10 protein-coding genes and 1 riboswitch are annotated in these 8,604 nt (G+C 47.7%); of the genes, 5 read left to right on the top strand and 5 right to left on the bottom strand.

Annotated features, from left to right (window positions below; all coding sequences use genetic code 11):
- Both ON063_RS13670 and ON063_RS13675 read left to right on the top strand, forming a co-directional pair.
- Nucleotides 1-502: methyl-accepting chemotaxis protein (locus ON063_RS13670; protein ID WP_274665493.1), on the top strand; the 502-nt coding region annotated here is incomplete at its 5' end.
- A 154-nt stretch (nucleotides 503-656) separates the two neighbouring features.
- Nucleotides 657-1,943, top strand: coding sequence for a globin-coupled sensor protein (locus ON063_RS13675; protein WP_274665494.1), 1,287 nt, complete (start codon nucleotides 657-659; stop codon nucleotides 1,941-1,943).
- Between the two features lie 91 nt (nucleotides 1,944-2,034).
- Here the strand turns inward: ON063_RS13675 and ON063_RS13680 are convergent, their stop codons facing one another.
- From ON063_RS13680 to ON063_RS13690, 3 genes are all read right to left on the bottom strand, one after another.
- On the bottom strand, nucleotides 2,035-2,349 hold the full coding sequence (locus tag ON063_RS13680; RefSeq protein ID WP_274665495.1) for an MG2 domain-containing protein: 315 nt from the start codon (nucleotides 2,347-2,349) through the stop codon (nucleotides 2,035-2,037).
- Entirely contained in the window at nucleotides 2,288-3,523 is a 1,236-nt protein-coding gene (locus ON063_RS13685; RefSeq protein WP_274665496.1) for a S8 family peptidase, read from the bottom strand. Before ON063_RS13685 ends, ON063_RS13680 begins: the two co-directional genes overlap by 62 nt.
- Nucleotides 3,524-3,765: 242 nt before the next feature.
- Nucleotides 3,766-4,821, bottom strand: a complete 1,056-nt coding sequence (locus tag ON063_RS13690) for an NAD(P)/FAD-dependent oxidoreductase (RefSeq protein WP_214746262.1) — start codon at nucleotides 4,819-4,821, stop codon at nucleotides 3,766-3,768.
- Between the two features lie 98 nt (nucleotides 4,822-4,919).
- Here ON063_RS13690 and ON063_RS13695 point away from each other — a divergent pair, with 98 nt between their 5' ends.
- Both ON063_RS13695 and ON063_RS13700 read left to right on the top strand, forming a co-directional pair.
- Nucleotides 4,920-5,156, top strand: coding sequence for a YuzB family protein (locus ON063_RS13695; protein ID WP_074033523.1), 237 nt, complete (start codon nucleotides 4,920-4,922; stop codon nucleotides 5,154-5,156).
- A gap of 202 nt (nucleotides 5,157-5,358) precedes the next feature.
- A complete protein-coding gene (locus ON063_RS13700; protein ID WP_274665497.1) occupies nucleotides 5,359-6,570 on the top strand; it encodes a NupC/NupG family nucleoside CNT transporter in 1,212 nt (403 codons plus the stop codon).
- Nucleotides 6,571-6,610: 40 nt separating this feature from the next.
- Here the strand turns inward: ON063_RS13700 and ON063_RS13705 are convergent, their stop codons facing one another.
- Both ON063_RS13705 and ON063_RS13710 read right to left on the bottom strand, forming a co-directional pair.
- On the bottom strand, nucleotides 6,611-7,174 hold the full coding sequence (locus tag ON063_RS13705; RefSeq protein WP_274665498.1) for a nucleotidyltransferase family protein: 564 nt from the start codon (nucleotides 7,172-7,174) through the stop codon (nucleotides 6,611-6,613).
- Between the two features lie 71 nt (nucleotides 7,175-7,245).
- Nucleotides 7,246-7,833, bottom strand: coding sequence for an ECF transporter S component (locus tag ON063_RS13710; protein ID WP_274665499.1), 588 nt, complete (start codon nucleotides 7,831-7,833; stop codon nucleotides 7,246-7,248).
- A 163-nt stretch (nucleotides 7,834-7,996) separates the two neighbouring features.
- Nucleotides 7,997-8,139, bottom strand: a riboswitch (FMN riboswitch).
- Nucleotides 8,140-8,237: 98 nt separating this feature from the next.
- Here ON063_RS13710 and ON063_RS13715 point away from each other — a divergent pair.
- Nucleotides 8,238-8,594: a HesB/IscA family protein gene (locus ON063_RS13715; RefSeq protein ID WP_074033519.1), complete on the top strand. Its 357-nt coding sequence runs from the start codon at nucleotides 8,238-8,240 to the stop codon at nucleotides 8,592-8,594.
- Nucleotides 8,595-8,604: the final 10 nt, after the last annotated feature.

Consider the following 8,604-nt stretch of genomic DNA (forward strand, 5'->3'; position numbering starts at 1 on the left):
AAAATTGTCCGATTCTGCAAATCAAATGGGAGAACTCAATCAATTGATGTCTGAAATTTCTTCGATCACAATCGGTGTAAAACGGATTGCCGAGCAAACGAATATGCTCAGCTTGAATGCTGCAATCGAAGCGGCACGTGCTGGGGAGCAGGGCAAAGGATTTCAAGTTGTGGCCACGGAAGTAAGGCAGCTAGCCAACCAATCGAAAACGTCAGCTGAACAAGTCGAGGCACTGACAAAACGCTTAAATCGACAAATTCAGGAAACGACAGCGTGTGTGACGACGACGGAGCGAGAGATGAGAGATACGATGGTTCGGATGCACCAAGTGACGGAACTGTTCGTCAAAATCGCAACCGACACGACCGCAACGGATGGAAGGATGAATCATCTGTTCGAGGAGATTCAAGACGTGACGAATGCAATTATTGAATTACAAAAAGCAACGAGTCAGATCGCGACCTCGTCTGAAGAATTATTGGTCTCTACAGAGAGACTTTGAACTGACCTTTGTCAAAGGTCAGTTTTTTACTAACTTGTTATTTGGAAAAATATTTTACAACTTTTGTATATCGGTCTAAACTGAACATAACCTTCATAATTTTTATAATATTTCGAAAACTTAATGAAAATATTCATTGAAGGAGGACTGTTCAATGTTTGCCCGAAAACGAAACATGCCGCTCCATTTAGACACTTCGTCCCAAATGGAGCACTTGTTGATCGCGTTACCGGAGGATTTAGAAAGACAACGTCAGTTGATTCGCCTCGAACGTGAAGATCTCGCGTACTTGCGTGCCTATCAACATGAACTACGTCAGTTGACACCCCGTTTAGTTGATGTGTTTTATGAGGAGCTCGAAAAGATTGATGAGATGAAAGACTTGATTCGGCAACACTCGTCTTCGGACAAATTGAAACTGACCCTCTCGAACCACATCATGGAGATGTTTGAAGGAAAGTTGAATGAAGCGTATATTAACAGACGCCTCGTAATTGCCAAACGTCATTATTTAATCGGCTTAAAAGGAAAGTGGTACATGGCTGCCTTCCAAAAAATATTTGAGACACTCGTCTTATCGATTCAAGATGAGCAGCTCGACGCCGAATCAAAAATGAAGTTGATGATGGCCGTTTTGAAAATCTTTAATTTCGAGCAACAGATCGTGCTCGAGATGTTTGATGATGAGGCTGAAGTCGTTCGTGACCAAATGCAACTTGTGAAAGATGAGATCAGTCAAACGATCCAACAGGCGAGCGAAGATTTGGCGGCACTCTCCCAAGAGGTCATGGCCAGTTTCCAGTCGATGAACGAGAGAGCGGATGATATGAAACATTCAAGTTCATTGACTCAGACGAAGTTAAGGACGGTGCTTCATTCATCGGTGAGCGGGAAAGACGCCATTCTGTCCGAGACAGGCCGCCTCGATGAAATCACTCGAGACCTTTCAGATTCTGCCCAAGAAATCAAAGCGCTCGAAAAGTTGATGAACGAGATCATGACGATTGCGGATTCGGTGAAGCAAATCGCCAATCAGACGAACTTGCTCAGTTTGAATGCGGCCATCGAAGCAGCACGGGCTGGAGAGCAAGGGAAAGGGTTCCAAGTCGTCGCTTCCGAGGTCCGGACGCTTGCGAGTCAGTCTAAGCAAGCAGCGGAAGAAGTTGAGGATTTGGTGAAGCGCCTGACGAATCAAATGGAAGAGACATCGAGTCGAGTGCTTTCAACCGAGCAAGAGATGAAGCAGACGATGGGACGAATCAATCAAGTGACGGATGCCTTCCTCCAGATTTCTGGTGACTCGGAGCATGCCGACGGGCAGATGGGGAGTCTTGCTGGGGACATCGATGAGATTGTGGAATCGATTGCCGAACTTAAGCGGGCGACGACACAAATTGCAACATCCTCGACACAGTTGATGGATACGGCGCAACGATTGTAGATGTTCACACTACAAAAAGACGAACCAGGTCGTATGAAGCGACGTGGTTCGTCAATCAGTGAAGTCGAGCGAAGCGCTCGACTTTTTTTGTTTAGAGAAGTTGGAACGATGACGTTGCTGAACCAGCCGTGTAACCTGTAAGCGTCGCGTCAGACTTCACTTGATACGTACCACGCTGTGACCAAGAGTTCGTAGAGAGTGTGAACGTGATCGCTCCTGACGCATTCGTCTTGCCTGTACCGACGAGCGTCGCGCCGTTCGGTTGTGTGACGGTCACACGGACATCGGCGTTTGCGACCGCTTGGCCATTCGAATTACGAACTGTTGAAGAAATCGAGACGACTTCACCCGCGTAGTAGTATGACTTTGAAGTCGATACTGTCGTCGTGAGTGCAGACGACTTCACCCGCGTAGTAGTATGACTTTGAAGTCGATACTGTCGTCGTGAGTGCTTGTACCGGTTGCGTCGTACCACCAGAAGTAGGGGCTTGAACGAGTCCATTTCCGAACCAAGTGTCACGACCTGCCGTACCGAGGTCAATCGAATCTTGCGATAATTTCGTACGGAGTTGCGTGCTCGATAACGTTGGGAAGGCTTGCTTCATGAGCGCAAGGTTACCTGCAACGTAAGGTGTCGCCATCGATGTCCCGCTCATTTGACCGTAGCCGCCATTTGAGAGGGTTGAATTGATGCTGACACCAGGTGCCGCGACTTCGACTGTGCCACCTGTCGCTGAGAACGAGGCACGGTTGTTGTTGATATCCGTTGCAGCGACGGCGATTGCCGAACTGTAACGCGCTGGGTAGTTAACGAGATCGCCCGACCCATCGGTACGTCCGTTGTTTCCGGCTGCCGCAACGACGAGGATGCCTGCGTTATTCGCACGATCCACGACTTGTTGGAGTGTCGTCGAAGGGCTTGTCGTCCCAAGACTCAAGTTGATGATGTCCATGTCATTTGTGATCGACCAATCAATGCCGGCGATGATGCTTGATAGACTACCACTACCGTTCGCCTCAAGTGCTTTGACGGCATAGATGCTTGCCTCGTGAGCGATTCCGACCGTACCGATGCTGTTGTTACGGGCTCCGATAATCCCGGCGACGTGCGTACCGTGACCGTTATCATCGGCGTAAGAACTCGTGACCGTACTAAAAGAGGCACCACCAGCAATCGTTAAGTCAGGATGAGCGGAAATACCCGTATCGACGACGGATACTTTGACACCTTTCCCAGTGAACCCACTTTGCCAAGCGGAAGGAGCTTGAAGTTTAGGGATTCCCCAATCCTGGCTTTGGTTCTCGATATGTACCGTTTGATCGACTTCCACGTGTGCGACATGCGGGTTATTCTTCAGTCCGTTCAAGGCAGCTTTCGGAACTTCAAGTGCTGCTGCAGGAATATTCGAATACTGTTGTTTAACTTCCATGCCTTCAATCGAGAGCGGGATTTTCTTTGCCGATTCTTTGAAGACGACGAGGACGCGTTCTTTCTCCTTGTTCGGGGCGGCTTCCGCGCCTCCTGGGACGGTTGATAAGACGAGCAATGATGCAAGGACGGTGCTACAGATTTTCTTCAACTTGTTTCCTCCTTTAAGGTAGTAGGCAAGATGACAGGATGTCGGGCTGCCGTGTTCATAGAGTAACAAGTATTTCCAACGGATAGAATATGTCGATGGCATTAAAAATCTGAATATTTAGATATGGATACAGGGGATTCAGATACAAGACTTTTGACTCAAGAGGACGCAACGGTAACGGAAAATCGATGATGCGATGCATGAAAAAAGCGAATCGACCCGTCAGGTCCATTCGCAATTGTTTACTTGATGACTTTATGTTTCCAAAGAATGCCGGACTTCAACAAGCGAGCGACTTTTCCGGTGAGTGATTGTTTCCCCATGAACACCCCGAAGCCTGCTTTCTTCCCGAGGGAGCCGAGCGTCCCTTTCAATTTGATGTCTGGTAACTCTGGATAGGCAAGTCCTTTCCATTTACAGAGGAGCACTTGAACGATTTGTTCTGCCTGAGCTTCGGCGAGCTGTCCGGACGGTGCGTATGGCAAGCTCGCATTGTCTCCGACGACGAATACGTCTGGTAGGCCAGGGACGAAATGGTGCTCCGTTAGTTTGACACGTCCGCCTCCATCAAGCTCCCATCCTTGATTGCGTACGACAGCGACCGGTTGAATACCGGCTGTCCATACGGTCAAGTCGGAAGGGAACAAATCTTCATGGTTCCATAATCCATCGGCATCGACCCGCGTAATATTGGCGTTGTTGATGACTTCGACTCCGTGCTCTTCGAACCAAGATTGCACATACATGGAGACACGATTGGACAAGAATGATAATACGGAAGGTCCACGGTCAAACAAGCGAACCGTCAAATCAGGACGACTCTCGCGTAGTTCGCTTGCGAGTTCGACGCCGGATAATCCGGCTCCAACGACCGAGACGACCGATCCGGGCCGTAACCCGTTGATCGCTTGCTGTGTTTTTCGTGATTCTTCAAGTGTTTGAATACTGTACGTGAACTCTGCTGCCCCCTGGACGTTGTGATACTTGTCTTCACAGCCTAATCCGATGACGAGGTCATCATAAGGTACCTTTTCTCCACTCGCGAGAAGAACCATCTTGTCTTCCGTATCGATATCCGTGACTTGTCCGTATATGTAGTCAATTTCTTCCGGAAAATCGATGCGAATATCGCGGTCCGAGACCGTTCCTGCAGCGAGCGCATAATACTCTGTTTTTAATCCATGATAAGGTAAGCGATCGACGAGCGTGACCGATACGTCCTTCAACTGATGTCCAAGAACTCTTTCGATGACACGCATACCCCCGTAACCGCCCCCTAAGACGACTAATTTGCGCATAATAATCCCCCTTTGTTACTCTTCAACTGTATCATGTTATAATCTGCCGTAGAAGAACCATTTTCCGATAATTCACGTAAAGAAAGACGGTGACATATATGATGAATCCGATCATCGAATTTTGCGCCTCGAATTTAGCGATGGGCTCACAAGTGGCCCGAGCAAAATTAGAGTCAGACCCTGATCTCGATGTAGTCGAATACGGCTGTACAGGCTACTGTGGCGTCTGTTCCCTCGACCTCTTTTGCCTCGTCGACGGGGAAGTCGTGACCGGTGAAACGCCGGATGAGTTGGTGACGAAGGTGTATGAAAAAATTGAAGAGATGGCATGGTGAAAAGTTTGAGGGATGACCTCAAACTTTTTTATTTCACCCGTTGCATTTTAAAAAGAGGGATGTTATATTCTAAGAGGTTCGAATGTAGGTTGTCTGACGTTTAACAACGATAAAAAGAAAGCGTTTCAAACGGTAGGGCACATCTCTTTTCGGGTATGACACATATAATCGCTTTGTTTAATATGAAAGGAGCACAACATCAATGAAAATCATGAGTGTGGTTGGTATTTTGGCACTAATTGCAATCGCTTACATCTTCTCTACCAACCGTAAAGCCATCAAATGGCGCACGGTCTTGGCAGCGTTCGCTGTTCAATTCGCGTTTGCTTTCCTTGTTCTGTACACATCTTGGGGACGCAAAGCACTTGAAGTACTTTCTGAAGGCGTTCAAGCTGTCTTGAATACAGCGAATGCTGGGATTAGTTTTGTTTTCGGTACGGCAGTGGGGGGAGACAACTTTGTCTTCGCTTTCCAAATCTTGACGATTATTATTTTCATGTCATCATTAATCGCGTTACTTTACTACCTTGGCGTCATGCAGTGGGTCATCCGTATCCTCGGTACGGCACTCGCGAAAGCATTAGGAACGTCACGTAAAGAGTCACTTTCGGCAACGGCAAACATCTTCGTAGGTCAAACGGAAGCACCGCTTGTCATTAAGCCTTACCTTCCTACGATGACACAGTCTGAGCTCTTTGCAGTCATGGTCGGTGGTCTCGCATCGGTTGCTGGTTCTGTACTTGCTGGATACGCAGCACTTGGCGTACCACTCGAGTACTTGCTCGCAGCGAGTTTCATGGCAGCGCCGGCAGGTCTCTTGTTTGCTAAGATCATTGTTCCTGAATCAGAAGAAGTCGATGACAACATTGAGATTGCTGAAGATGAAGAGAATAAAGCGGCAAACTTCGTCGATGCAGCGGCACGTGGTGCGTCTGACGGTCTCTTCCTCGCATTGAACGTCGGTGCAATGCTTCTTGCATTCGTGTCATTGATTGCCCTTGTCAACTTGATTTTAGGTGGAATTGGCGGATGGTTCGGATTTGACGGATTGTCACTTCAATTGATTCTCGGTTATGTGTTCGCACCACTCGCGTTTGTCATCGGTGTACCGTGGGCAGATGCTGTACAGTTCGGTAGCTTCCTCGGTCAAAAACTAGTCTTGAACGAATTCGTTGCATTCTCTGAGTTTGCACCAATCATCGGTTCTGGAGAATTGTCAGCGCGTACAGAGGCGATGACTGCATTCGCACTTTGTGGTTTCGCAAACATCTCGTCACTCGCGATCCTTCTCGGTGGTCTTGGTGGTATGGCGCCAAACCGTCGTGGTGACATCGCACGTATGGGTGTCCTCGCGATTCTCGCAGGTACGCTTGCAAACTTGATGTCAGCTACATTGGCTGGACTTCTTCTCTAATTAGTATAAGAAAACGCGATTACTTCGGTGGTCGCGTTTTTTAGTATGTATATAATTTGACGTTTGGCCATTGAGCTGACCAATTTTTTTGAGCCATTCGTTTTAAGTAGATTGAATGCTTTGAGGTGCTTGTTTCAAAATACGTTGCAGGTCTAACTTGTAGTGTGAGAAGGTCTTGAACGCCATAGGGTGCTGAGAGAATGAGCTCATCGTCTAAATTGAGTCGTACCCCGATTGCTGTTACCGTCTCAGGGAAATGGGTTAGTGCATCCGTCGATGAGGTAGACGGTGGGAGATGGTTCACATGATGCATCCTCGTTTGGTTTTTAACGGACCAAGGTACGTTCGGATCGAGTTGATTCAACACCTGTTCTAATTCTTTTTCGATGGATTCTTCTGACTGAGTAGGATCGATATAAATCACATCGACGTCGTCCGTATGTGTCGGTGCATTGTATCCATGAAGATGGTCCCATATTTTTGCGCGAATATAGCCCGCGCAAATCCACCAGTCTGGTAGTTGAAGGTTAGCAACGGTGCGAAGGTGATTCATAAGTTCTGCATCTTGTTGTAAGAAATCAATCAAATCCTGTTCGTGTTTCATTAATCAAACTCCTCCTGATCAATCGGATTGAAAAAAAGCACCTAGGCAACGCCTAAGTGCTCGTATATCGATTATGCTTGAAGTTGTACGCGCTGACGTTCGATCCACGGCTTCAATTTCAAGAAGAGTGGAACGAAGAGTGCGCTGATCAAGATCGCTTTAATTAAGTTGAACGGTAAGATCCCGTAAAGGACGAGGTCCGTCTTCACGACCGGGTCGGCCATGTCTGCCATTCCGAAGAAGAAAGCATAGGCTGGCAAGATGACGAGATAGTTTAAAATGGCGAGGCTGAGTGCCATCGTGATTGTACCGGCGAGTAGTCCAGAAGCGAGTGCTTTGTTCGTCTTCCGTTTGTGGTAGAACCATGCGACCGGGTACATGAATGCGACACCTGCGAAGAAGTTTGCGACTTCTCCGACCGGGACACCGCCACCGTTAAAGACATAGTACAAAACGTTTTTCAATCCGACGACCACGATACCCGCGAGTGGGGAAAAGACGATTCCGGCAATGAGTGCAGGAATGTCACTGAAATCCACTTTGAGGAATGGTGGTAAAAATGGGAGCGGGAAGTTGAATAGCATGAGTACGAACGAGATCGTCCCGAGCATCGCCAAAGTCACCATAGTTGTCAGTCGTTTGTTGCGCGTAGTTTTCATCAGAATCTCTCCTTTAGGTCGCTCCTCGATGAATGGCACCCGTCGCATATAAAAACCCGATTGCAATGAAGACAATCGGGAGAGTTTACGCGCATACGAAATAGATGTTTTCCGAGGTGGAAAAGTCCACGTCAAAGAAAACATCCGGATATCGGTCGGATGCCGCCATCTTCTCCCATCCAGACTGTACTGTCGGCTTTCGAATCTCACGAAATCAGCAAGCAACGCCTTGCTCGCTCACGGGCTGAGAAGAATAAATTCTTCAATACCGCCGGTCGGGAATTTCACCCTGCCCCGAAGATGGAACGATTTAATTTTTTTTGTTACAGTTTAGTTATACAAGATAATGCACAAAACTACAAGTCAATTGACTTGAATTGAAGATAAAATGAGGAGGAGTTCAGATGATTCATTTGACAGAATCAGCAGCACTTCAAGTACAAGAGATGATGAAACAGACCGAACGCCCGGATGCACAATATTTGCGAGTAAAGGTCCAAGGTGGCGGATGCACGGGACTTTCATATGGAATGGGCTTTGATGAGGAAAAGACGGATAAAGATATTCAATTCGACCATCACGGCGTCCGCGTCATCGTTGCTGAAGTCGATCACGGGGTCGTCGATGGGCTTGAGATTGACTATAAACAGTCGATGCTCGGCGGCGGCTTTACGATTAAAAACCCGAATGCCATTGCCACATGTGGCTGTGGTTCAAGTTTCCGAACGGCGACGAACGCTGGTACACCGGGAGAGTGTTAAAGAATAAAGA

Origin of the sequence: Exiguobacterium sp. B2(2022), assembly GCF_028823655.1 — a bacterium.
Taxonomy (GTDB): domain Bacteria; phylum Bacillota; class Bacilli; order Exiguobacteriales; family Exiguobacteriaceae; genus Exiguobacterium; species Exiguobacterium aestuarii_A.

Bases quoted from the DNA above. Each gene is read 5' to 3' on its own strand.
- ON063_RS13675 (WP_274665494.1), top strand. From the start codon at position 657: ATGTTTGCCCGAAAACGAAACATGCCGCTCCATTTAGACACTTCGTCC.
- ON063_RS13690 (WP_214746262.1), bottom strand. From the start codon at position 4,821: ATGCGCAAATTAGTCGTCTTAGGGGGCGGTTACGGGGGTATGCGTGTC.
- ON063_RS13695 (WP_074033523.1), top strand. From the start codon at position 4,920: ATGATGAATCCGATCATCGAATTTTGCGCCTCGAATTTAGCGATGGGC.
- ON063_RS13700 (WP_274665497.1), top strand. From the start codon at position 5,359: ATGAAAATCATGAGTGTGGTTGGTATTTTGGCACTAATTGCAATCGCT.
- ON063_RS13705 (WP_274665498.1), bottom strand. From the start codon at position 7,174: ATGAAACACGAACAGGATTTGATTGATTTCTTACAACAAGATGCAGAA.
- ON063_RS13710 (WP_274665499.1), bottom strand. From the start codon at position 7,833: ATGAAAACTACGCGCAACAAACGACTGACAACTATGGTGACTTTGGCG.
- ON063_RS13715 (WP_074033519.1), top strand. From the start codon at position 8,238: ATGATTCATTTGACAGAATCAGCAGCACTTCAAGTACAAGAGATGATG.